This window comes from Pseudomonas californiensis, from assembly GCF_021147775.1.
Lineage (GTDB): Bacteria > Pseudomonadota > Gammaproteobacteria > Pseudomonadales > Pseudomonadaceae > Aquipseudomonas > Aquipseudomonas californiensis.
Window position 1 is genome coordinate 38865 of sequence record NZ_JAGTPK010000029.1, and the last position, 23164, is coordinate 62028.

The 23164-nt window shown below is 58.8% G+C and carries 20 protein-coding genes and 1 pseudogene; 6 read left to right on the forward strand and 15 right to left on the reverse strand.

Translation table 11 applies throughout. The features are described from left to right. Positions 1–81 precede the first annotated feature (81 nt). From pgi to dksA, 11 genes and pseudogenes are all read right to left on the reverse strand, one after another. Positions 82–1746 (reverse strand): glucose-6-phosphate isomerase, encoded by a 1665-nt coding sequence (gene pgi / locus KDX37_RS22240; RefSeq protein ID WP_231655180.1) that lies wholly within the window; start codon positions 1744–1746, stop codon positions 82–84. A 186-nt stretch (positions 1747–1932) separates the two neighbouring features. Beyond that, a pseudogene (gene panD / locus KDX37_RS22245) lies at positions 1933–2313 on the reverse strand (aspartate 1-decarboxylase). A gap of 7 nt (positions 2314–2320) precedes the next feature. Continuing rightward, positions 2321–3172, reverse strand: a complete 852-nt coding sequence (gene panC / locus KDX37_RS22250; protein ID WP_231655181.1) for a pantoate--beta-alanine ligase — start codon at positions 3170–3172, stop codon at positions 2321–2323. Continuing rightward, positions 3169–3969: a 3-methyl-2-oxobutanoate hydroxymethyltransferase gene (panB, locus tag KDX37_RS22255; protein ID WP_231655182.1), complete on the reverse strand. Its 801-nt coding sequence runs from the start codon at positions 3967–3969 to the stop codon at positions 3169–3171. Before panB ends, panC begins: the two co-directional genes overlap by 4 nt. A 243-nt stretch (positions 3970–4212) precedes the next feature. Further along, positions 4213–4692 carry a 2-amino-4-hydroxy-6-hydroxymethyldihydropteridine diphosphokinase gene (gene folK / locus KDX37_RS22260; protein WP_406643109.1) on the reverse strand — a complete coding sequence of 160 codons (480 nt, stop codon included), beginning with the start codon at positions 4690–4692 and terminating at the stop codon, positions 4213–4215. A gap of 9 nt (positions 4693–4701) precedes the next feature. Next, entirely contained in the window at positions 4702–6111 is a 1410-nt protein-coding gene (locus KDX37_RS22265; protein WP_231655184.1) for a polynucleotide adenylyltransferase PcnB, read from the reverse strand. 688 nt (positions 6112–6799) lie between these two features. Next, positions 6800–8233, reverse strand: coding sequence for a sigma-54-dependent transcriptional regulator (locus KDX37_RS22270; protein WP_231655185.1), 1434 nt, complete (start codon positions 8231–8233; stop codon positions 6800–6802). A gap of 22 nt (positions 8234–8255) precedes the next feature. Beyond that, entirely contained in the window at positions 8256–11210 is a 2955-nt protein-coding gene (locus tag KDX37_RS22275) for a sensor histidine kinase (RefSeq protein ID WP_231655186.1), read from the reverse strand. Continuing rightward, a complete protein-coding gene (locus KDX37_RS22280; RefSeq protein ID WP_002552060.1) occupies positions 11194–11370 on the reverse strand; it encodes a hypothetical protein in 177 nt (58 codons plus the stop codon). The genes KDX37_RS22275 and KDX37_RS22280 overlap by 17 nt, the downstream gene beginning before the upstream one ends. A gap of 109 nt (positions 11371–11479) precedes the next feature. Further along, positions 11480–12367 (reverse strand): tRNA glutamyl-Q(34) synthetase GluQRS, encoded by an 888-nt coding sequence (gene gluQRS / locus KDX37_RS22285; protein WP_231655187.1) that lies wholly within the window; start codon positions 12365–12367, stop codon positions 11480–11482. A 138-nt stretch (positions 12368–12505) separates the two neighbouring features. Then, positions 12506–12946, reverse strand: a complete 441-nt coding sequence (dksA, locus tag KDX37_RS22290; protein ID WP_231655188.1) for an RNA polymerase-binding protein DksA — start codon at positions 12944–12946, stop codon at positions 12506–12508. A gap of 353 nt (positions 12947–13299) precedes the next feature. On the opposite strand from dksA, the gene KDX37_RS22295 reads away from it, so the two are divergent. Together KDX37_RS22295 and sfsA are read left to right on the forward strand one after the other, a co-directional pair. Next, entirely contained in the window at positions 13300–14472 is a 1173-nt protein-coding gene (locus KDX37_RS22295) for a pyridoxal phosphate-dependent aminotransferase (protein ID WP_231655189.1), read from the forward strand. Beyond that, a complete protein-coding gene (gene sfsA, locus KDX37_RS22300) occupies positions 14472–15185 on the forward strand; it encodes a DNA/RNA nuclease SfsA (RefSeq protein WP_231655190.1) in 714 nt (237 codons plus the stop codon). The genes KDX37_RS22295 and sfsA overlap by 1 nt, the downstream gene beginning before the upstream one ends. Before the next feature lie 23 nt (positions 15186–15208). On the opposite strand, the gene KDX37_RS22305 is transcribed toward sfsA, so the two are convergent. Continuing rightward, positions 15209–15547 (reverse strand): Rieske (2Fe-2S) protein, encoded by a 339-nt coding sequence (locus tag KDX37_RS22305; protein WP_231655191.1) that lies wholly within the window; start codon positions 15545–15547, stop codon positions 15209–15211. Positions 15548–15815: 268 nt separating this feature from the next. Between KDX37_RS22305 and deoC the strand changes: the two genes are divergently transcribed. Further along, entirely contained in the window at positions 15816–16607 is a 792-nt protein-coding gene (gene deoC / locus KDX37_RS22310; RefSeq protein ID WP_231655202.1) for a deoxyribose-phosphate aldolase, read from the forward strand. Between the two features lie 373 nt (positions 16608–16980). Here the strand turns inward: deoC and KDX37_RS22315 are convergent, their stop codons facing one another. Both KDX37_RS22315 and KDX37_RS22320 read right to left on the reverse strand, forming a co-directional pair. Continuing rightward, complete coding sequence (locus KDX37_RS22315; RefSeq protein WP_231655192.1) at positions 16981–17325, reverse strand: pentapeptide repeat-containing protein; 345 nt, start codon at positions 17323–17325, stop codon at positions 16981–16983. 96 nt (positions 17326–17421) lie between these two features. Next, complete coding sequence (locus tag KDX37_RS22320) at positions 17422–18960, reverse strand: bifunctional aminoglycoside phosphotransferase/ATP-binding protein (protein ID WP_231655193.1); 1539 nt, start codon at positions 18958–18960, stop codon at positions 17422–17424. Positions 18961–19091: 131 nt separating this feature from the next. Between KDX37_RS22320 and mrcB the strand changes: the two genes are divergently transcribed. The 3 genes from mrcB to KDX37_RS22335 are packed head-to-tail and all read left to right on the forward strand — an operon-like array spanning position 19092 to position 22499. Then, on the forward strand, positions 19092–21413 hold the full coding sequence (mrcB, locus tag KDX37_RS22325; protein WP_231655194.1) for a penicillin-binding protein 1B: 2322 nt from the start codon (positions 19092–19094) through the stop codon (positions 21411–21413). A 55-nt stretch (positions 21414–21468) separates the two neighbouring features. After that, the gene (locus KDX37_RS22330) at positions 21469–22170 is read left to right on the forward strand and encodes a tetratricopeptide repeat protein (protein ID WP_231655203.1); all 702 of its coding nucleotides are present in this window, start codon (positions 21469–21471) and stop codon (positions 22168–22170) included. Then, positions 22170–22499 (forward strand): YqcC family protein, encoded by a 330-nt coding sequence (locus KDX37_RS22335; protein ID WP_231655195.1) that lies wholly within the window; start codon positions 22170–22172, stop codon positions 22497–22499. Before KDX37_RS22330 ends, KDX37_RS22335 begins: the two co-directional genes overlap by 1 nt. A 9-nt stretch (positions 22500–22508) precedes the next feature. Here KDX37_RS22335 and KDX37_RS22340 read toward each other — a convergent pair whose 3' ends face one another. Continuing rightward, a complete protein-coding gene (locus tag KDX37_RS22340; protein WP_231655196.1) occupies positions 22509–22940 on the reverse strand; it encodes a DUF4124 domain-containing protein in 432 nt (143 codons plus the stop codon). Positions 22941–23164: the final 224 nt, after the last annotated feature.

Consider the following 23164-nt stretch of genomic DNA (forward strand, 5'->3'; position numbering starts at 1 on the left):
TGCGCCACTCAGGAAAATTGGCAAATAAAAACCCGTCGTCTCTTGTGAGGCGACGGGTCGGGATGCTGCTTGATGAGGCGATCAGCCGCGGTGACGACCACGGAAGTAATTGATCAGACCTTGAGTCGACGCATCGTCTGCTGCCTCTTCGGTGCCGCCAGTCAGGCGCTGGTAAACAGCCTTGCCCATTTCCTTGCCCAGCTCGACGCCCCACTGGTCAAAGGCATTGGTGCCCCAGACCACGCTCTGGACGAACACCTTGTGTTCATACATGGCGACCAGCGCGCCCAGGCGGCGAGGGCTGATGCGCTCTACCACCAGGGTGTTGCTTGGGCGGTTGCCCGGGATGACCTTGTGCGGCGCAAGTTTCTGCACTTCGTCTTCGGCCAGACCTTTTTCACGCAACTCGGCTTCGGCTTCAGCGCGAGTCTTGCCCATCATCAGTGCCTGGCTTTGCGACAGGCAGTTGGCGTACAGCCACTGATGGTGGTCGGCGACCGGGTTGAAGCTGACGATCGGCACGATGAAGTCGGCCGGGATCATTTGGGTGCCTTGATGCAGCAGCTGGTGATAAGCGTGCTGGCCGTTGGCGCCTACGCCGCCCCAGATGACCGGGCCAGTGTCGGTGGAAACCGGTGTTCCGTCCTGACGCACGCTCTTGCCATTGGACTCCATGTCCAGTTGCTGCAAGTGCTTGGTGATATTTCGCAGGTAATGGTCATACGGCAGGATCGCGTGGCTTTGCGCGCCCCAGAAGTTGCCGTACCAGACACCCAGCAGGGCCAGCAGCACCGGCATGTTCTGTTCGAACGGCGCGCTCTGGAAATGCTGATCCATGGTATAGGCGCCAGACAGCAGTTCCTTGAAGTTGGACATGCCGATGGCCAGCGCGATAGGCAGACCAATGGCCGACCACAGCGAGTAACGACCGCCGACCCAGTCCCACATCGGGAAGATGTTTTCTTCGCGGATGCCGAACGCGACGGCGGCAGCGTTGTTGCTGGAGACCGCGATGAAGTGGCGATGCAGCTCCACTTCAGAGCCGCCCTGTGCCAGGTACCAGGCGCGGGCGGCCTGGGCGTTCTTCAGGGTTTCGAGGGTGTTGAACGACTTCGACGAAACGATGAACAGCGTAGTCTCGGCGCGAATCTTCATCGACAGCTCGTGGAACTCACTGCCGTCGATGTTTGCCAGGTAATGGCAGCGCACGCCTTTATGGGCGTAAGCGACCAGCGCCTCGGATACCAGCTCTGGACCGAGGAACGAGCCACCAATGCCGATGTTGACCACATCAGTGATCGGCTTCTCGGTGTAACCGCGCCACAGACCATCGTGGATTCGTCCGACCAGCTCGGTCATCTGATTCAGCACGCGGTGCACATCGGGCATCACGTCAGTACCGTTGACCTTGAGCTTGTCGCCTACTGGACGACGCAGCGCGGTGTGCAGGGCAGGACGGCCTTCGGATGAGTTGACCAACTCACCGTCGTACTGCGCCTTGATTGCGTCTTTCAGGCCCACTTCACCGGCCAGGCTGACCAACAGGTCGCGAGTCTCGGCGGTGATGAGGTTTTTGGAGTAGTCGAGAAAAAGACCGCAGCTGCTGAGAGTGAATTGGTTGAAGCGCTGCGGATCTGCATTGAATGCGTCGCGCATGCTGAAATCCTGCATGGCTTTGCGGTGCTGACTCAACGCCTGCCAGGCGGGCAGAGCGGTCACATCGGAAGGATTGCGGTAGTACTCCATCGCTGCGGGTTTCCTTTAGCTGGATCTGTCTTGGACGTTTTGGAGCGAGGTCGCAAACTGACTCATGGGCCACAGAATGCAGACTACCCCTCGCTTGCCTGTTTGTCTGCGCTTCGCTGTACCTGAGCCCGGTACTTTTTCACACGTGAAACCCGGGGTTTTCGTTCGAATGCTGCCGTCGGTCAATTACGCAAACTGTACCGGTATGGCATTACTGGTATGGCTTAGTTCATTGCCAGGCCCCATGTACAGCATGCGCGGCTTGAAATTGACCAGCTCGGCTTCGCTGTAATGAGCATAGGCACAGATGATGACGCGGTCGCCGACCTTGGCTTTGTGCGCGGCGGCACCGTTGACCGAGATCATGCGCGAACCTTCCTCGCCACGGATGGCGTATGTGGTGAAGCGCTCGCCGTTGTCGATGTTGTAGATCTGGATCTGTTCGTACTCACGAATGCCGGACAGGTCCAGCCATTCGCCATCGATGGCGCACGACCCTTCTTAGTCGAGCACCGCGTGGGTGACTTCGGCGCGGTGCAGTTTGGCTTTGAGCATTACAGCGTGCATCTTGTTGTTATTCCTTGATCAGGTGCAAATTGTCGATCAGTCGGGTCTTGCCCATGAACGCAGCGGCCAGGATCACCAGATCTCGATCTGTTGTGGTTGCCGGGCGCAGGCTGACGGCTTCGCGTATTTCCAGGTAGTCGATACGAAAGCCTGCCGCTTCCAATGAATGCCGGTTGCGCTCCAGCACGCCTTCAAAGTCCTGCTCGCCCTGTTGGACTGCATCGGCGATCTGGCGGATGGCACGGTACAGCGCGGGCGCTGCGGCCCGTTGTTCGTCATTCAGGTAGCCGTTGCGTGAAGAAAGCGCCAGACCATTGGCAGCGCGAACCGTTGGCTCGCCGATAATCTGGATTGGCATGTTCAAGTCGCGAACCATGGCGCGGATCACGGCAAGCTGCTGGAAGTCCTTCTCTCCGAACACGGCCAGATCGGGCTGCACCATGTTGAACAGCTTGCTGACTACCGTCGCGACGCCGTCAAAATGGCCTGGACGACTTGCGCCGCAGAGGCCTTCCGACAGATGCGGCACGCTGACCAGGGTCTGGTCTGCCATGCCGTTGGGGTACATCTCTTCAACGCTCGGCGTGAACAGCAGGTTGCAGCCCGCCTGCAGGAGTTTTTCCTGGTCGGCGGCGAGCGTGCGAGGGTAGGTCGCCAGATCTTCGTTGGGCCCAAACTGCAACGGGTTGACGAAAATGGTGGCGACCACGAAGTCTGCGCGCTGAGCGGCTTTGGTGACCAGTGCAGCATGGCCGCTGTGTAGATTGCCCATGGTCGGTGTCAGGCCGATCCGCTTGCCTTCGCTGCGCGCCCGCGCAACGGCTGCACGCAGTTCCAGTACGGTTTTTACAGTGTTCATGCCGAGAATCCGTGTTCAATTGCCGGGAAGCTGACGTCTTTGACCGACGTGACGTACGCTGTGATGGCCGACTGGATGTCAGGCTGGCCAACCATGAAGTTTTTCACGAACTTGGGCACACGACCGGTGATCGACAAACCGAGCATGTCGTGCAGCACCAGCACCTGTCCGTCGGTGGCGCTGCCCGCGCCAATACCGATGACCGGAATCTTGACCGCCTGAGTGATCTCTTCGGCCAGTTCGCTGGGCACGCACTCCAGCAGAATCATCGCCGCACCAGCCTGTTCCAGCGTAATGGCGTCGGCACGCATCTGACGCGCCTGTGCTTCCAGGCGTCCCTGAACCTTGTAACCGCCCAGTACGTTGACTGATTGAGGCGTAAGGCCCATGTGTGCGCACACCGGGATGCCGCGTTCGGCCAGCAGACGTATCGACTCGGCCAGCCAGGCAGCGCCTTCGACCTTGACCATATGTGCGCCGGCTTGCATGAGCGTGGTGCTGTTGATGAAGGTCTGTTCCAGCGTGGCGTTGGCCATGAACGGCAGGTCTGCGAGGATCAGGGCGCCCTGATTGCCGCGTTTGACGCATGCAACGTGATACGCCATATCAGCTGTCGTAACAGGAAGGGTGCTGTCATGCCCCTGCAGGACCATGCCCAGCGAGTCGCCTATCAGCAGCACTTCGACACCTGCCTGACTGGCCGCGTGGGCGAAGGTTGCGTCATAGCAGGTCAGCATGGTGATCTTCTCACCTTTCTGTTTCATACCCAGCAACGACGTAACGGTTATGTTCGGCATGTAAAGTCCTCCATCAGGCGCTGTGCGAGCGGCGATGCTCAACGCGTGAGAGTCATCTCTGGAAAAGCAGGCACACCGTCGTGTCGCGGTGTTTTGCAAAGGCCTGTTTCGCGCCCATTCACCAACGGGGTGGCGGCGGGAGGCCTATCTTCGTGAGGAGGGGGCATGAAGTCAATTGCGGGTGTTACCCGTTTGCCGGGTCGGTTACAGACTGGCCGTAACAGGTGACAGAGCGTTACGCCTTTACGGTAAACGTTCCAGCCCGACAAAAGGGCATTCGCTCAGCAGGCGGTTCAGCGGGCGACCGTCGGCCAGTGTCAGCTCCGGTGCCAGCTCGGCCAGCGGATAAAGAACGAAGGGGCGCGCGTGCATGTGGTAATGAGGGACTTTGAGGCGCGGCTCGTCCAGCAGGCGATCACCGAACAACAGGATATCGAGGTCCAGCGTACGGGGCCCCCAGCGTTCGTGGCGTTCACGCCCCTGATCCAGCTCGATGGCTTGTAATGCATCGAGCAACGCCAGCGGCGCCAGCGATGTGTCGACGACCGCCACGGCATTGGTGAATCTGGGCTGGCCGGGCAGCAGGGAGTCGCTTGCATAGAAAGACGAAACGCCAGCCAGCTTGCAACCTTGCACATTGTCCAGCGCCTTGAGCGCGTTGCGAAGTTGCTCGGCCGGGTCAGCAAGGTTGCTGCCCAGACCGATGTAAACGCGTTCGGTGATCAAAACGGTTTACTCACTCGACGCGCCTGAAGCATCAGAGCCGCTGCGCTTGCGCTTGGCTCCGCTGTTACGGCGACGCTTGCGAGGAGCTGCACCGGCTGCTTCAGGCTTGCTGCCAAGGTCGCGAATCATGTCGCGGCGCTCGCTGTCGTTGCAATCCTGATAGTCGGTCCACCATTGGCCCAGGCCATCGGTCTGCTCGCCAGCGGACTCACGCAACAACAGAAAGTCGTAACCGGCACGGAAGCGCGAGTTGTCGAGCAGCAGATCGGCACGTTTGCCGGAGCGACGTGGCAGACGCTCCTGCATGTCCCAGATCTCGCGGATCGGCAGGGTAAAGCGTTTGGGAATCGCGATGCGTTGGCACTGCTCGATAATCAACTCGTGAGCTGCGTCCTGCATGGCGGCAATCGGTGGCATGCCACGCTCTTGCGCGCGCAGCACCTTGGCCGGCAGGGCAGGCCAGAGCAGGGCGGCGAACAGGAACGCAGGCGTCACCGGCTTGTTCTGCTTGATTCGCAGGTCGGTGTTGATCAAGGCGTTGCTGATCAGTGTGTGGGTGTAGGTCGGGTTGTATTCCAGCGCCTTGGAACTGGCAGGGAACAACGGCTCGAACAGCTCCAGGTCGACCAGCATCTCGAACGTGGAGGCGGCATGGCCGGAAAGAAACAGCTTCAGCACTTCTTCAAAAAGGCGGGCTGAAGGGATATCGCGCAACATCGCTGCCAGTGGGCGAATCGGCAGCGCGCTGTGCTTCTCGATGCCGAAATCCAGCTTGGCGGCGAAACGCACGGCACGCAGCATGCGCACCGGGTCTTCCTTGTAGCGCTGCTCAGGGTCGCCGATAAGGCGGATCAGACGATTGCGAATGTCGTGCACGCCGTTGGCGTAATCAAGCACACGCTCGCTGACCGGATCGTAGTACAGCGCGTTGATCGTGAAGTCGCGACGCTGGGCGTCCTCTTCAAGCGTGCCGTAGACGTTGTCACGCAGGATGCGGCCGCTTTCGTTACGCGAGGACTGGTTGCTGTCCTCTTCTTCATCGTCTTGCGGATGATTGGCGCGGAACGTTGCCACTTCGATGATTTCACGGCCGAAGTGAATATGGACCAGCTTGAACCGGCGGCCAATGATTCGGGCGTTGCGGAATTCGGCACGGACCTGCTCTGGCGTGGCGCTGGTGGCGACGTCAAAGTCCTTGGGCGTGATGTTGAGCATCATGTCGCGTACGCAGCCACCGACCAGATAGGCCTGGTAGCCTGCGTTCTGCAGACGCTCGACGATATTGACGGCATAGCGGCTGAACTGACTGCGCTGCAGCGAATGCTGGCTGCTATTGAGCACTTCAGGCGTGGTACGCGTATGTTGCTGCGGCTTGCGCAGTGGAGAGCGAAATGACTGGAACAGCTTCTTCAGCATGGGATGCACTGTTTGAAGGAATATTCGGCCAAAAACGTGGAATGACCGCATGATGGGCGGGGATTCTAGCATTTAGTCGAGGGATGGTGTAGGAAGCTGTCGCGGAAGGGCCAAACAATGGCTTGGGAAGCTACTGGGGGAGCCGAAGCTCCCCCAAAGTGTGTGCTCTTTATTATTGTTTTGTCTTCGGGCTTCTTGTTTTTGTTGAGTGCCCATTCACGAGACCTTCGTCTGTGAAGCCTCCCAATCGGGAGTCAAGAGCAAACGGATTGCTTTGGTCGCTGCGTTGCAATGATCATTCGATCCAACCAGTTCAGGCGCTACCTAAGGGTAGTTTTTGTTGTTCTCAGCCTGGTTGCGGGGCAAGCCCCAAATACAACTCCTCTCCAAAAGAATCAGTTAGCTGCGCCTCCGCCGTGTTGTTCTTGTTATGCGTGAGTCGATTCGTATTGTTCTTGTTATGGGTGTCGTACTGCTTGTTGTTTTTCTTGTACTAAGCATATAGCAGAAGCTGTGCCAACTTTTGCAAAGGCCCGTATTCCGGGGGGTTGACGGAAAAAGCAGTTTTTGTGGGCACAAAAAAGCCGGGGCTTCGTTACCGTAAGACCCGGCTTTTGTTACGTTGAAGCGCTGAGGTAACAGTTTGCGCAAAGCCCGGAGCACCGCGTGCCAGAGCCTTGCGCAGGTTTCATGTCTCGCTGGCGACGCCCTTGCGACGCGGGATCCCCAGACGTTGGCGGCGTTCCCACAGACACTTGCGGCTGACACCCAGTTTGCGCGCCAGCTCGGTCTCGGTCATGTGGTCCTGATGCTCCAGAACGAAATGCTGGAAGTAATCCTCCAGCGACAGGTCTTCGGTCGGTTCATTACCGCTTGAACCCGATCCGCCAGGCAGCGGCGCCAACCCCATGTATTCGTCGTCAGCCAGGCCGTCCAGTTCGATATCGATGCCCAGCAGGTCCGCGGTGATTTCCGGGTTCTCACAGAGGATCACCGAACGCTCCACAGCGTTCTCAAGCTCACGCACGTTACCCGGCCAGCTGTAGTGACGGATGGCCTGTTCGGCATCCGGCGCAAACTTCAGGTCATCGCGGCCCACCTTGGCGCTCTGGCGTACCAGAAAGGCGCGGGCAATTTCGAGTATGTCGCTGCCCCGCTCGCGCAAGGCCGGAAGCTTCAGGGCGATGACATGCAGGCGGTAGAAAAGGTCTTCGCGGAACTCGCCGTTCTTGGCCAGGGTTTTCAGATCGCGGTGTGTCGCGGCAATCAGGCGAACATCAACCTTTTGCGATTGCACCGAACCTACCCGCCGAATCTCGCCTTCCTGCAGAACGCGCAACAGGCGCGCCTGAGCCTCAAGTGGCAATTCGCCGATTTCGTCGAGAAACAATGTGCCGCCGTCTGCGGCTTCCACCAGGCCGGCACGGCCGGCGCTGGCACCGGTAAACGCGCCTTTCTCGTGGCCAAACAGCTCGGACTCGATCAGTGATTCCGGGATCGCCGCACAGTTGACGGAGATCATAGGTGCCTTGGCGCGGCGTGACAGGTTATGCAGTGCGCGAGCGACCAGTTCTTTACCTGTGCCCGATTCGCCTTGGACCAGAACGTTGGAGTCGGTGGGCGCCACTTTGCGGATCTTGCTGTAGAGATCCAGCATGGGTGCGCACGAGCCGATGATACCGATTTCGCCATTGTTGTTTGGGCCTGCGCCTTTTTCTGCGCCGCTTGCCTTGGCCATGGCGCTGCGCTCGGCCTGCAGACTTTTCACGGTCTGGCGGTCGCGCAGAATGCGAGAAACAGCCTGAAGCATTTCGTCATGATCGAAAGGCTTGGCGATGTAATCCACGGCGCCCATCTTCATGGAATCGACCGCAGATCGCAGGCTGGCATAACTGGTCATGATCAGCACAGGCTTGCCTTCGCCCAGCTTGATCAGCTCAGTACCTGGCGCACCGGGCAGTCGCAGGTCGCTGACGATCAGGTCAAACGACGCGATGCTGAAACGTTCCTGAGCTTCCTGGACGGAGCCAGCTTCGCTGACTTCATACTGGTTGCGTTCAAGCAGGCGACGCAGGGCTGAGCGGATAATCGTTTCGTCTTCGACGATCAAAATATGCGGCATTGATTCAATTCTCTCGACGGTCTCAGTTCACGGTGGACGTCGCGTCGACGTGGCGTGGCAAGGTCACCCTGATACGGGTACCACGCTGTAGCTCGGGGTCGGCCGGGCTGTCGATAGTGATTTGTCCATAATGCTCTTCAACGATGGAATAGACCAGCGCGAGGCCCAGTCCTGTTCCTTCACCAGGGTCCTTTGTAGTGAAGAAGGGCTCGAACAATCGGTCCATGATTGCTTTGGGAATACCACTGCCTTCGTCTTCGACGATCAGATCCACAGTGTGTTCGGAGGCTTCGCTCTTGACCCTGACAGCGCTGCCCGGTTGGGAAGCATCGCGGGCGTTGGACAACAGGTTGATCAGCACCTGGGCAAGCCGTTGCGGATCACCATCGACCCAGTGTTCCGGATTGCACAAGTTGTAGAACTGGACTTCGAAATTGCGTCGATTCAAGGCCAGCAGACCAATGGCATCTTGAGCCACTTCGGCCAGACAAACGGCTTCGTCACTGTTCTGGTGCGCGCCCGCATGGGCAAAACTCATCAGCGACTGAACGATGCGTGACACGCGCTTGGTCTGCTCAAGGATCTGGCTGCTGATTTCTTTCAGCTCGTCATCCTCCTCACGTTCTTCGCGCAGATTCTGTGCCAGGCAGGCAATGCCGGTGATCGGGTTGCCAATCTCGTGTGCGACACCGGCTGCCAATCGACCAATGCTTGCCAGACGCTCGGAGTGCACCAGTTTGTCTTCCAGCATCTGCGTGTCGGTCAGGTCTTCGACCAATACCACCAGCCCACTGTTGCCCGGGGCAAGCGGCTCGTCGATGGCGGCCTTGTGCAGGTTGAGCCAACGGGTCTGGCCGTCCAGCCCGAGTCTCTGTTTGTGCAGATGCTCATCAGGGACGGTGATGAAACCGGTCAGCAGACCTTTCCATGGCTCAGCGATGGTTTCCAGGCGTGAGCCGACCACTCGCTGCGCGATGATGCCGGTCAGCTCTTCCATGGCACGGTTCCACATCAGGATCTCCTGATCTTCGGCCAGCGAGCACACACCCATAGGCAACTCTTGCAGGGTCTGACGATGGTAGCGGCGCAAGGCGTCGAGTTCAGCGGCAAGGCCGGTCAGGCGCGAGTGGTAATCTTCAAGCCGGCTTTCGATGAAGTGAATGTCTTCGGTGACGTACTTTTCGCTGCCGGACTTGTACGGCAGAAACGTTTCAACCATGTCCTGCGCAACGCTTGGACCCATAAGCCCTGAAAGGTTCGCTTCTATCCGGTCACGCAGACGACGCAAAGCGTAGGGACGACGCTCGTCGAAGGGCAGGTAGAGGTCGCGCAAGGCCTGTTCGACTTCCTTTTGCGCAGCTTTTGCGCCCAGCGGTTTGGCCAGTTGCGTGGCGAACTCCTGAGGCGACACGGCATGCAGCTCGCGGCGCTGCGGGCGGCGGACGTTATCCACGGCACAGGCTTCCGCGGCGCTGACTTCTTCGGGGCTGGCGTTGGTGAACAGCGATATCAGTGTGAACAGCAGCACGTTGGCCGCCAGCGAAGCGATGGCTGCCATGTGCCAACTGGTGTCATCCAGCACATAAATCATGTTCAGCAGCGGAATGTAGAAGCCCTGCAGATTGCCGACCAATGGCAGCAGCATGCTGACTACCCACACGGCAATCCCGGCAAGCAATCCGGCGATGAAGCCACGCCGGTTGGCAGTTGGCCAATAGAGTACCGACAACACGCCAGGCAGGAATTGCAGTGTGGCCACAAAGGCAACGATGCCCAGGTTGGCGAGGTCCTGCTGGGCGCCCAGCAACAGATAGAAACCGTAGCCAGCGGCAATGATTGCGACGATCAGGCCGCGCCGGGTCCACTTCAGCCAGCGATAGATATTGCCTTCGGCCGGGGGTTGATACAGCGGCAACACCAGGTGGTTGAGTGCCATGCCCGATAGCGCCAGGGTGGTAACAATGATCAGCCCGCTGGCTGCCGACAGCCCGCCAACGTAGGCGAGCAGTGCCAGCGATTTGCTATTGGCGGCGATGCCGATACCCAGCGTGAAGTATTCAGGGCTGGTCGTGGCACCTAGCTTGAGCCCGGCCCAGAGGATCAGCGGCACGGCGAGGCTGATCAACAGCAGGAACAATGGCAGCCCCCAACTGGCGCTGACCAGTGAGCGCGGGTTGAGGTTCTCGGTAAAGGTCATATGGTACATGTGCGGCATGACGATGGCTGAGGCGAAGAACACCAGCAGCAGTGTTCGCCACGGGCCTTCCTGCAGCGGAGTGTGCAGCGAGGCGAGCGCGGTCTGGTTCTGCAGCAGCCATTGCTCCAATTGCTGCGGGCCATCGAAAACCCCGTACAGGGCGTACAGCCCTATGCCGCCGAGTGCGATCAGTTTGACGAGTGATTCGAAGGCGATGGCGAACACCAGCCCCTCGTGCTTTTCACGCGTCGCAATGTGGCGGGAGCCAAAGAAAATGGTGAACAAGGTGATCAGTACGCAAAACGCCACAGCCACCCGATCTTGCACCGGTTCGCGCGTCAGGATGCCAATGGAGTCGGCCACGGCCTGAATCTGCAGCGCCAGCAGCGGCAGCACGCCAATGAGCATGAACACCGTGGTAAGCGCACCTGCCCAAGTGCTTCGGAAGCGGAAGGCGAACAGATCGGCCAGCGATGAAAGCTGGTAGGTGCGGGTGATCTTCAGAATCGGATAAAGCAGTACCGGAGCCAGCAAAAAGGCCCCAGAAACCCCCAGGTAGCTGGAGAGAAAGCCATAACCGTACTGATACGCCAGGCCAACGGTGCCGTAGAACGCCCATGCGCTGGCGTAAACGCCGAGCGACAGGGTGTAGGTCAAAGGGTGGCGAATGATTGCGCGCGGGATCAGGCCGCGTTCGCTGACCCATGCCACGCCGAACAGCACCAGCAGGTAGGCGGCGCTGACCAGCAGCATCTGCGTCAGGCTAAAGCTCATCGGCATCTCGCTGGCTTTGCAGTATGAACGTCACCACGATCAGGATCAGCCACAGCATGTAGGGCCTGTACCAGGCGCCGGTCGCGTCGATCCACCAATCCATGATGGCAGGGGAGAAAAGGTAAATACCTACCACCAGGAGCAAAACCAACCGGTATATGTACATCTGGTCTCCCTGAGCTGGTAGATGAGGAGCGGCATGTTAACGGATGCCGGGCAACCTGCAAGTGTCCTTGAACGGCAGTTTTTCATAACTGCGCTGTAACCGCTCTGGATCAGTCTATCCGGGCTTCTTCAATGTTGCGTAGCCGGGGGATCAGGTCGGCGTTCCAGTGCTGGATGCCCCAGGTCAGCACATCCTGCGGAGTGGCCTCGGCCAATTGCGGCTCTGTCGGTTGACCCAGCGCTCTCAAGGCTCGCAACAGCAGCGGTGTAGCCTGATCGGCAGGCAACGGTGGCGAGCGATAGGACTTGCCGAGTTTATGGCCATCAGGCTGAGTGATCAGCGGCACATGCAGGTAGCGCGGCTGAGGGAGGCCCAGCAGCTCCTGCAAGTAAAGCTGGCGAGGTGTCGAGTCCAGCAGGTCGGCACCGCGCACAATGTCGGTAACGCCTTGCCAGGCATCATCAATGACCACCGCCAGTTGATAGGCATACAGGCCGTCGCGACGCCGTATCACGAAGTCTCCACTTTCGCGCCCAAGGTGCATGTGGAACGTGCCCTGAACGCGGTCCTCGAACCGGTATTCGAGTTCAGGGACGCGAATCCGGATGGCTGCATTCTCGGGCGAGTGTCCCAGGTTGCGGCAGAAGCCCGGATAGATACCGTTAAACTCTTCAAGCTGTTTGCGCGAACAGGTGCAGGCATAAGCCAGTCCATGGTTGAACCAGCGTTGCAGCACCTCTGCATAGGCAGCGTGGCGGTCGCTTTGCCGGACCAGATCGTCATCCCACTCGAAGCCATACTGTTCCAGCGTGTGCAGGATCGCCGCCTGGGCACCAGCAACTTCGCGGGGAGGATCAAGGTCTTCCATGCGCATCAGCCATTTTCCGCCCGCCGCTCGGGCGTCCAGATAGGAGGCGAGGGCGGCGACCAGTGAGCCAAAGTGCAGGTAACCACTGGGCGTTGGCGCAAAGCGCCCGATGTAGGCAGGTTTTTTCATGGGCAGGATGTTACTGGCGGTGAGCTTTGCGGGGCAAGCGCTACCCGGTTCTGCCCTTGTGTCGATCGCTTGATAAATGAAGCGCAAAAAACAAAAAAGACGCCGAAGCGTCTTTTTTCATTCAAGGCGGGCCCCAGGTCATTTACCGACCTGTTTTTCCTTGATTTCAGCAAGCGTTTTGCAGTCGATGCAAAGGTCAGCGGTCGGGCGCGCTTCAAGACGACGGATGCCGATCTCGACGCCGCAGGATTCACACCAGCCATATTCTTCGTCGAGGATCAGTTGCAGCGTCTTGTCGATCTTCTTGATCAACTTGCGCTCGCGGTCGCGGGCACGAAGTTCCAGGCTGAACTCTTCTTCCTGGCTGGCGCGATCCGCCGGGTCAGGAAAGTTCGCTGCCTCGTCCTTCATGTGGTCTACCGTACGGTCGACCTCTTGCATCAAGTCCTGTTTCCACTTGTTCAGGATCTTGGTGAAGTGCGCGCGCATCGGCTCGCTCATGTACTCTTCGCCCTTCGTTGCCACGTAGGGTTCAAAGCCGCTGATTAGATGGTTCTGTTGCTTTTCTGGGGTGGGCATGTATGGACCGCCTCTCACTCTTCTAATCTATTGCGCAGGATTGTTCCATCACCGACACCCGTCGGCCCTGCAGCTGCAAGCGGGCGAACTTACCAGATCAAATCAGACTGCGCTACTCCCGGTTGTCGAGCATGACGACCCCGTCTGCTTGCAGAGACGAGCCGTAACGAAACCGGTCCTCACCTAAATGAACTCTAGTCTTTGTGCGTCGTCGTAGCTTTCTTTTATTCAGGATTTTGCGACATGGGCGACGGGTTGATTAAAACGCGCCGTCCGGCATGGCGTTGGTTAGAATCATGCTCCGTTTTGACGACAATCCTGCTTCCCACGCCTGCTTGAATAAAGGAAACCCAATGGCCCAGCCCTACAGTGCGCGCAGCCGCGCCATCGAACCTTTTCATGTGATGGCGTTGCTGGCGCGGGCCAATGAGCTTCAGGCCGCAGGCCACGATGTCATCCACCTTGAAATTGGCGAGCCTGACTTCACCACGGCAGCGCCCATTGTGGCGGCCGGTCAGGCTGCACTGGCCGACGGCAAGACCCGTTACACGGCGGCCCGCGGGCTGCCGCAATTGCGGGAGGCGATAGCCGGTTTCTACAACCAGCGATATGGCGTTGATGTTGATCCGGAGCGGATCCTCATCACGCCAGGTGGTTCGGGCGCGCTGTTGCTGGCCAGCAGCCTGCTGGTTGACCCGGGCAAGCACTGGTTGCTGGCCGATCCAGGCTACCCGTGCAACCGGCATTTCCTGCGTCTTGTAGAGGGCGCCGCTCAGTTGGTGCCAACAGGGCCACTAGAGCGCTATCAACTCACGCCCGAGCACGTGGCGCAGCACTGGAACGAAGACAGTGTGGGGGCGCTGGTCGCCTCGCCGGCCAACCCGACCGGCACTTTGCTGCACCGCGATGAGCTGGCTGCACTGTCTCAGGCGTTGAAAGCACGCAATGGTCATTTGGTGGTCGACGAGATTTATCACGGTCTGACTTATGGGGTTGAGGCCAGCAGTGTGCTCGAAGTCGACGACGACGCTTTTGTGCTCAACAGTTTTTCAAAATATTTTGGCATGACCGGTTGGCGCCTCGGCTGGTTGGTCGCCCCGGCAGACGCGGTCGCGGATCTGGAAAAGCTGGCGCAGAACCTCTACATCAGTGCACCGAGCATGGCGCAATATGCCGCGCTTGCCTGTTTCGAGCCACAGACCCTGGCGATTCTGGAGCAGCGACGCACCGAGTTCGGCCAGCGTCGAGATTTTCTGTTGCCAGCCTTGCGTGAGTTGGGGTTCGGCATTGCCGTGGAGCCGGAAGGTGCGTTTTATCTGTACGCCGACATCAGCGCCTTCGGTGGCGATGCGTTCGCCTTTTGCCGGCACTTTCTGGAAACCGAGCATGTGGCGTTCACGCCAGGCCTGGATTTCGGTCGCTATCAGGCGGGGCATCATGTGCGGTTTGCTTATACGCAAAGCCTGCCTCGACTGGCGGAAGCGGTTGAGCGAATCGCTCGCGGCCTGCGCAGCTGGAACGTCTGATGCGATTTTCTCCCGAACTTGAACAGGGTCGTCTGCTGATTCGCTACAAGCGCTTCCTGGCCGATATCGAAACCGACAGCGGCGAGCGCTTGACCATTCACTGTCCCAATACGGGCTCGATGCTCAACTGCATGATGCCCGACGGACGTGTCTGGTTCAGTCGCTCCGATGACCCCAGGCGTAAATTGCCAGGCACTTGGGAAATCAGCGAAACCCCGCAGGGTCGTCTCGCCTGCATCAACACCGGTCGGGCCAATACGCTGGTCGAAGAGGCGTTGCGTGCCGGTGTGATCAGCGAACTCAACGGCTTCACGGCGCTCAAGCGTGAAGTCGCTTATGGGCAGGAAAAAAGCCGCGTCGATTTTCGTCTGGAGTATCCCGAGGGGTATTTGTATCTGGAAGTCAAAAGCGTGACCTTGGGCTTCGACGCGTCACCTGTCGCAGCGTTTCCGGATGCCGTCACCCAGCGGGGTGCTCGCCATCTGCGCGAACTGGCGGGGCTGGCGCGTGAAGGCGTGCGTGCCGTGTTGTTGTATTGCGTCAATCTCAACGGCATCGAAGCGGTGCGACCCGCAGAGGAAATCGACCCGGCGTATGCCGCCGCGCTGCGCGACGCGATCAGTGCTGGCGTGCAGGTCCTGGCCTATGGCGTGCAGTTGACTCCGCAAGAAGTCCGTATCGACCGACGTTTGCAGGTCCTGGGTCTGGAGTGAGATTCGGTGATCTGGAGGGATGATCAGCCCTGGACATCCTCCATCGGCAATGCCACCCAGATCCCCTCACTGTCCTCATGGCACCTGATGGCCGTCAGTGATTGCCCCTCGCAGGGTCCGGCGACGCATTCACCGTTCTCGATCAGGAACAGCGCACCATGCGTTGCGCACTGAATCAGGCTGGCGCTGCTGTCCAGGAATTCATCGGGTCGCCATTCCAGCGCGATGCCTCGGTGTGGGCATCGGTTCTTGTAGATGAAAACCTGACCCTGGCGACGTGTTGCCAGCAGATTGAAGTCGTCCAGAACAAACCCCCGGCTCTTGGCCTCGGGCAGATGGGCTGAGTTGCAGAGGAATTTCAAGAAGCCTCCATCGTTTGTGATCGGTAGTCGCACGTTCTTGTCAGGCGGTGCTGTCTCGTAGCGTGGACAGTCTGGCAGCTTCGAGGCGATGCCGCTCTGCCTTCGAGGGAGCTGTCATTTGCATCCGCCACAACTCCGCGTTTGCGGGGGCTTTTTTGTCAGGTGCTTCCTGTAATGACGTAGTCCTCGTCTCTTACAGATTTCCTACGCGTACGCGAAGCGCCAGCTTCTATATCGTCGCGCTCACGTATTTATGGAGCGCTGCATGATGAACGCAATCACCGGGGATAACGAGGAGCTGGCGCGCGAGGCCATCGCGCTGCTTGAACTTCTCGCCCTCAATAATGATGACACCGAGCAGCGTATCGTGGGTATTTGCCAGCGTGCACTGACGCCCTTGGGGCCGGTTGCGGCGGTTTGTGTTTCCCCGCGGTTTGTCTGTCTGGCACGCACTACGCTGGACAGACTGCTGGCTACGGAAGTAAAGGTGATAGCAGCGGTCAACTTTCCCAATGGCGGATCGAATATCGAGTCCGCAGTGTCCGAGACGCGAGCGGCTTTGACATCCGGCGCCGATGAGATCGACCTCGTTTATCCATTTCGGGCATTGCTCGGTGGGGATCAGAAGACAGGTATGGAGATGATCGCGGCGTGCAGAGCACTGTGCAAAGGCCGGATCAAGCTGACGGTAACGCTGGAAACCGGTGATTTATGCGATCCGCAACTGATCCGCGTGGCATGCAGTTCGTCGATTGATGCGGGGGCCGACTTCATCAAGACCAGTACCGGCAAGGCAATCATCAATGCCACACCACAGGCCGCACGAATCATGCTGGCTGCGATTGCAGAGGTGGGTGGGCAAGTGGGTTTCAAGGCGGCGGGCGGTATTCGCACTTTTGAAGACGCGCAGCTGTTTATCCGGTTGGCTCAGGCGCGTTTCGGGCCACGCTGGACCAATGCTGAGCGCGTTCGTCTGGGTGTGTCCAGTTTGTTGGACGACTTGCTGACGCGGCTGGGCATTCAGGACTCAGGTTCTGCGGCGGGCAGCTATTCCCGCTGAGCGGGCTTTTCTCCGCGCAAAAAAAAGACCCGGCAAAAAGCCGGGTCAAAAACCGTGATTAGCCTGATGAGGAGATAATCTGAAAGTCCGAACCAAGGTCTTTCAGTTATCGTCCAGTCTCGCGACCGGATGTGATAATCATAACGATTCTCATTTGTAAGTCAACAGTTCTTTTGGAGGCCATTTTCGGACAGGAAAAATTGGCTGAAGAGGCGCGTCAGGCAGGGAAACAGTGCTGTGACTCGCATGTACAGTCCAGCGCGTGCATGCCTATGACTTGTATCGGGGGGGGGGCAAGCGTGGGGGGCATGAAGCCGGATCGAACAGCATCAGCCCTTCATGCATTGCGCATGCGGGCTGAAACCTTCTGAATTTAACGGGTGCGATAGCGCAGGCGAGTGCCGAAATTCACCGACATCAGGATCTCGTCAGCTGACAGCTCAACCGGGAAAAACGCCCCGGAAATCTGCGCGTGCGCGATGCTGGCGCCTTCCATCGGCGTATTGCGCAAGTCCAGGCCTCGAAGATCGGCAGACCGGAAGTAGGCGTCTGTGAAATCAATACCTGTGGTGTCCAGCGCCCGCAGGTCCAGACCGCGAAAATCTCCACCGACCATATCGATCGTGCCGGTTTTCGGTTTCTCCTGGTTGAAGCCATCGACATCATCCTGCCGGAGCAGCATGTAAAGCGGTGAGTCGATCTGTTTGGGCTGGCTCATAAGGGCCTCGTGGTGTGCGTTGGAATTATGGCGCCAGTATATCGCCACCATTGTCGAGCCGTGAAGCATTACCTGCCCAACGGCTCGACGTTCGGTTCAGAGGCCGGGCAAGCGCTGACGAAGGTTATCGATCAGACTGTCCAGATCGCTGCTTTGGTTGGTTGCGACGTGCTTGCTGCGCAGGATTTCATCGCCAGTGAGCGGCTCGCGGTTGGCCTGCTGGTCTTTGATGACGTCCAACGTCGCATCCGACGGATCGTTGTTCTGCGCCTGGCGCTGTTCCAGCCAGCCCGCAATGACGGCTTCCGGTGCTTCGCAATCGAGGATCAGGAAAGGCACACCTGTGGTCTCCGCGACTTTTGCAGCGGCTTCGCGCTGTTGGTGTTTCAGGTATGTGGCGTCGATTACCACTGAGAAACCGGCCCGTAATGTCTTGCCAGCCAACTCATGCAACCGTGCGTAAGTTGCGCTGCTGGCCTGCTCGCCATACAGGGCGTCGCCCTCACCGGCGAAAAGGCGTTTGCGCTCGATATCCGAACGCAGACGAATCGCACCCAACGCCTCTACAAGGCGCATGGCTACGTGACTTTTGCCAACTGCCGATACGCCATGCGTGATCACCAGAAAGCTTGACGGGATGGCGCTGTAGCTTTCGGCCAGATTGGCGTAATTACGGTACTGACGCAGCGTGGCTGCGCGCTGAACGCCGTCGGCGTCAGCGGGCTGGCTGAAGAGTGCCACTTTGGCACGCACCATCGCCCGATAGGCTTTGTAAAAGTTGAGCAGTTCCAGACCTTCGTAGTCGCCGGTCAGCTCCAGGTATTGGCTGACGAGACGGCGTGACAGCGACTTCAGGCCGCGATCTTCCAGGTCCATGGCCAGAAAACCGATGTCGGCATAGACGTCGGTCTTGCGAAACGGTTCGTTGAATTCGATGCAGTCAAACAACACGACCTTGCCGTCGATCAGGGTGGCGTTGCCCAGGTGGATGTCGCCATGGCATTCACGGATGAAGCCTTGCGCCTTGCGCTGAGCGAGCAGCGGTTTCAGGCGCTCGAAGCTAGACTCGGCCCAGGCCTGTAGTGCGTCCAGCTGAGTCAGGTCGGTTTTTTCGCTGATGAGCGGGCGAATCTGCTCGAAGTTCTGCAGAACTGGCGCCATCACGCTGTCCGGTGAGCCGAGTTCAGTCTCGTCAGTCACTCGCGGAGCGCCGAGATGGAAGTGGGCAATCTGCGTCGACAGCTCGTCTATATGCCCGGTGGTAAGTTCGCCATTGGCCTGTAGCGTACTGAGCAAACCGCTTTGCGGGAACTGGCGCATCTTCAGTGCGTATTCGATCACATCACCGCTGCCGCCCAACTGCGGCGCATCAACTGAGCCCGTCACCGGGATGACTTCCAGATACAGGTCATCGGTCAAACGCTGGTTGAGGCGCAGCTCTTCTTGGCAAAAGTGCTCGCGCAGCGCCAGTGTCGTGAAATCGAGAAAGCCGAAATTGACAGGTTTTTTGAATTTATAGACGTAAGGGCCGGTGAGCAGGACCCACGAAATGTGCGTTTCGATAACCTGAAACTGTTCAACCGGATGGGGGAAGAGGGCAGGGTTCTGCAGGGCTGCAATCAAAGACTGGCTCACGGACGATCCTTCAAGAATGGATTCGGGAATGTAATTGCTTGATGACGCCATTATGGCCGCTTGGCGCAAGGCTGCAAACCGTCGACTCGGGCGTCTGTTGAAGCCATGCAAAGTGCGTATAATCCGCGCCCATGACTCGATCCCGCACCTCTCGTCCCTCAAAAAAACAACCCTCCAGCAACCTGCGCAAGTGGCTGGGCTGGGTGTTGAAGCTCAGTATCGTCGGCGTGGTTATCCTCGCAGGCGTGGCTATCTACCTCGACGCCATCGTCCAGGAGAAGTTTTCGGGCAAGCGCTGGACCATCCCGGCAAAGGTCTATGCGCGGCCGCTGGAGCTGTTCGTCGGCCAGAAACTGACTCGCGATGACTTTCTCATCGAGCTTGATGCTCTGGGCTATCGTCGCGAAAGCGTTGCCAATGGCCCCGGCGCTGCTGCGGTCAACGGCAACACAGTTGATCTGAACACCCGTGGTTTTCAATTCTACGAAGGCACCGACGCAGCGCAGCAGGTACGCGTGCGCTTTTCCGGCGACTATGTGGCGGACCTTTCGTCTGGCAACGGCGCCAAGCTCGCTGTTGCGCGGCTTGAGCCGCTGCTGATCGGTGGTTTGTACCCCAAGAACCTGGAAGACCGGATCCTGATCAAGCTCGATCAGGCCCCGCCGTATCTGCTCGATGGGCTGGTGGCGGTCGAGGACCGGGATTTCTATCATCACTTTGGCGTATCGCCCAAGTCCATTGCTCGCGCGATCTGGGTCAACACGTCACAAGGGCAAATGCGTCAGGGCGGCAGTACGTTGACTCAGCAGTTGGTCAAAAACTTCTACCTGACCAACGAGCGCAGCCTCACGCGCAAACTGACTGAAGCCATGATGGCGGTGTTGCTGGAGATTCATTACAGCAAACAGGAAATCCTCAAGGCTTACCTCAACGAAGTATTCGTCGGTCAGGACGGCCAGCGCGCTGTTCACGGCTTTGGTCTGGCCAGCCAGTACTTCTTCAGTCAGCCTTTGTCGGAATTGAAGATTCATCAGGTGGCGATGCTGGTCGGGCTGGTCAAGGGGCCGTCCTATTACAACCCTCGTCGTAACCCTGAGCGCGCACTTGAACGTCGTAATCTGGTGCTCGACCTGTTCGAACAGCAAGGTGTTGCCACCGCTGAAGTGGTGGCAGCGGCAAAGAAACTGCCGCTGGGCGTGACCAGGACCGGTACGCTCGCTGACAGCTCGTTCCCTGGCTTCCTTGACCTGGTCAAACGTCAGCTGCGCGAAGACTATCGCGACGAAGACTTGACCGAAGAAGGCTTGCGGATCTTCACCAGCTTCGACCCGATTCTGCAGATGAAGGCCCAGGCCGCCATGGACGACACGTTCAAGCGTCTGGCCGGGCGCAAGGGTTCTGATGATGTGGAAGCGGCCATGGTCGTGACCAACCCGGAAACCGGCGAGGTTCAAGCGCTGCTGGGTGGCCGTCAGGCTGGCTTCTCGGGCTTCAACCGCGCCATTGATGCGGTCCGGCCGATTGGCTCGCTGGTCAAACCTGCTATCTACCTGACGGCACTGGAGCGTCCCAGCCAGTACACCCTGACCAGTTGGATCGCCGATGAGCTTTTCCAGGTCAAGGGCGCTGATGGCCAGATCTGGAAACCGCAGAACTACGACCGCAAGTCCCATGGCAATATTTTCCTTTATCAGGGTCTGGCGCACTCCTACAACCTTTCTACTGCCAAGCTGGGCCTCGAGCTGGGGATTCCAAACGTCTTCAAGACGCTTGCAAAACTCGGTGTGACTCGTGAGTGGCCAGAGTATCCGTCCATGCTGCTGGGTGCGGGCGGTTTGAGCCCGATGGAAGTCGCCACGATGTACCAAACCATTGCCAGCGGCGGGTTCAATACCCCCATGCGTGGTATCCGAAGTGTACTGACCGCCGAGGGCGAACCGCTCAAGCGTTACCCTTTCCAGATCGAGCAGCGCTTCGATCCAGGCGCCATTTATCTGGTACAGAATGCAATGCAACGGGTCATGCGTGAAGGCACGGCAAAGTCGGTCTACAACGTACTGCCGAGCTCCTTGAATCTGGCGGGCAAGACCGGCACCAGTAACGACTCGCGTGACAGTTGGTTTGCCGGTTTCAGTCAGGACGTCCTGGCGGTTGTCTGGATGGGCCGCGACGATAACGGCAAGACCCCGTTTACGGGCGCCAGTGGTGCCTTGCAGGTGTGGACCAGTTTCATGCGCAAGGCCGACCCGTTGCCGTTGGACATGGCCATGCCGGACAACGTCGTTCAAGCCTGGGTGAATTCCCAGACCGGGCAGGGTTCTGATGCCAGCTGCCCGAATGCAGTACAGATGCCGTATATTCGCGGCAGTGAACCTCAGCCCGGCGCCACCTGCGGCGGCGCTCCAGCACCGGCTACCGAGGTGATGGACTGGGTGAAGGGTTGGTTGAACTAGGCAATGAGGGTTTGAAGTGAATAAATGGTGGATTCCAGCTTTAACGGCTCTGGCGTTGCTCAACGGCTGTGCCAGCGTGCAACAGGGCTCGATTCCGGTCGTGGATTCGGGCTCCAAAGTGTCCAATAGCGAACGGGCTTCGGCATCGCGCAACGGCACCTACAGGACCAATACCGTCCAGACCCAGCAACCGCAAGCCGTACCGCAGGATTCGGGTGTGGTGGTCATGGTTCCGGGTGCAGGTGGCAATGGCGGCGGTCAGAGTTTTTCGGCACCAGCCAGCCAGGCACCTTTCAGCGTCGACGCGCCGCCCATCGACACCTCGCCGGTAAACCAGGCGCCGATGAACTCGGCGCCGGCCAACACGACCTACAACATGCCAGCTGCCTCGGCCCCGACCGGTATTCCGTCCAGTGGCGGTGGTCTGTCTGAGGACGAGCAGCTGGATGGCCCGGTACTCGCATTGCTCACTACGGCGCAGCAACAGCAGAGCGGTGGTGACCTCAATGGTGCATCGTCCAGCCTTGAGCGCGCTCAGCGTGTAGCGCCGCGCGAGCCGCAAGTGCTCTATCGTCTGGCGCAGGTGCGTCTGGCTCAGGGCGACGCCGCCCAGGCTGAGCAACTCGCTCGTCGCGGTCTGACTTACGCAAATGGTCGTGCAAGTCTTCAGGCAAGTCTCTGGGAGTTGATTGCTCAGTCCCGTGAGAAGCAGGGTGACTCTGCGGGCGCTGCCCTGGCTCGTCAGAAGGCACGTTGATGGACAAGCGCCTGCCAGAAATAGCCGAGCAGTTGCTATTGATCGAGCGTGAGTTGCGTGCGCTGGGCTGGTGGGATACCACGCCGCCCGGCGAACAGGCGCTGTCCAGTCAGGAGCCGTTCTGTGTCGACTCGCTGGAGTTCGAACAGTGGCTGCAGTGGATTTTCCTGCCTCGCATGAAAATCATTCTGGAGCGCGACCTGCCATTGCCCAATGCCTCAGGCATCGTGGAAATGGCAGAGATGGTCTATTCAGGTCGGCGAAACGAAGCCAGGTTGCTGCAAAAGCACCTGGCCCGGTTCGACCAGTTGATCGTCAACGCAGACTGAGACGATGGCTTAACGGCAAAACTCGGTAATAGCGCGTTCAGTCTCTTCGATGCGCGTCTTGCGATTCTCATCCGTAAGGCGCCTCGTTTCACCTTCTACCTGTTCGCGGACCCTCGGATTGAGCTGCAATTGCGCGAGATTGGTGCGCAGGGTCTGACAGTTCTTTGCCCGGTTCGCCTCATCCGCCTTTACCTGCTCCCTGACTTTTCTATCGATGTCGCGCTGCTGCGCGTCGCCGGTCGCTGCGGGTTCAACTGGCGAGGCAGGGGTCGAGCCCACAGGCTGTTTCTGCATGTTGATCTGCTGCGACTGCTTGTCGGCCGGCGGCTGGGCATCAAAATGGGTGACGCCCTGAGCATCTACCCATTTGTAGACGGTGGCCGCTTGAGCGGTCGCGCTTGCTGTCATCGCCAGTGCGGCTGCAAAAATCATCCAATGCATGGTGTTTCCCTGAAAGGTCTGTGCACCCGGAAATTACCATAACGATGCCTTTCAGTCCGAAACAGTGCAGTTTCAGCAGCTTGGTCACAAGAAAGCGCAACGATGACTTGACTTGAGGAGGGCGAATCACAACAATCCAAAGTTCGCTGTAGAAGGACTGCCAGAAGCAGGCCATCTCGGTAGATCATGAGGCGCACACCCGCGCCGACCTGTAACACCCGCAA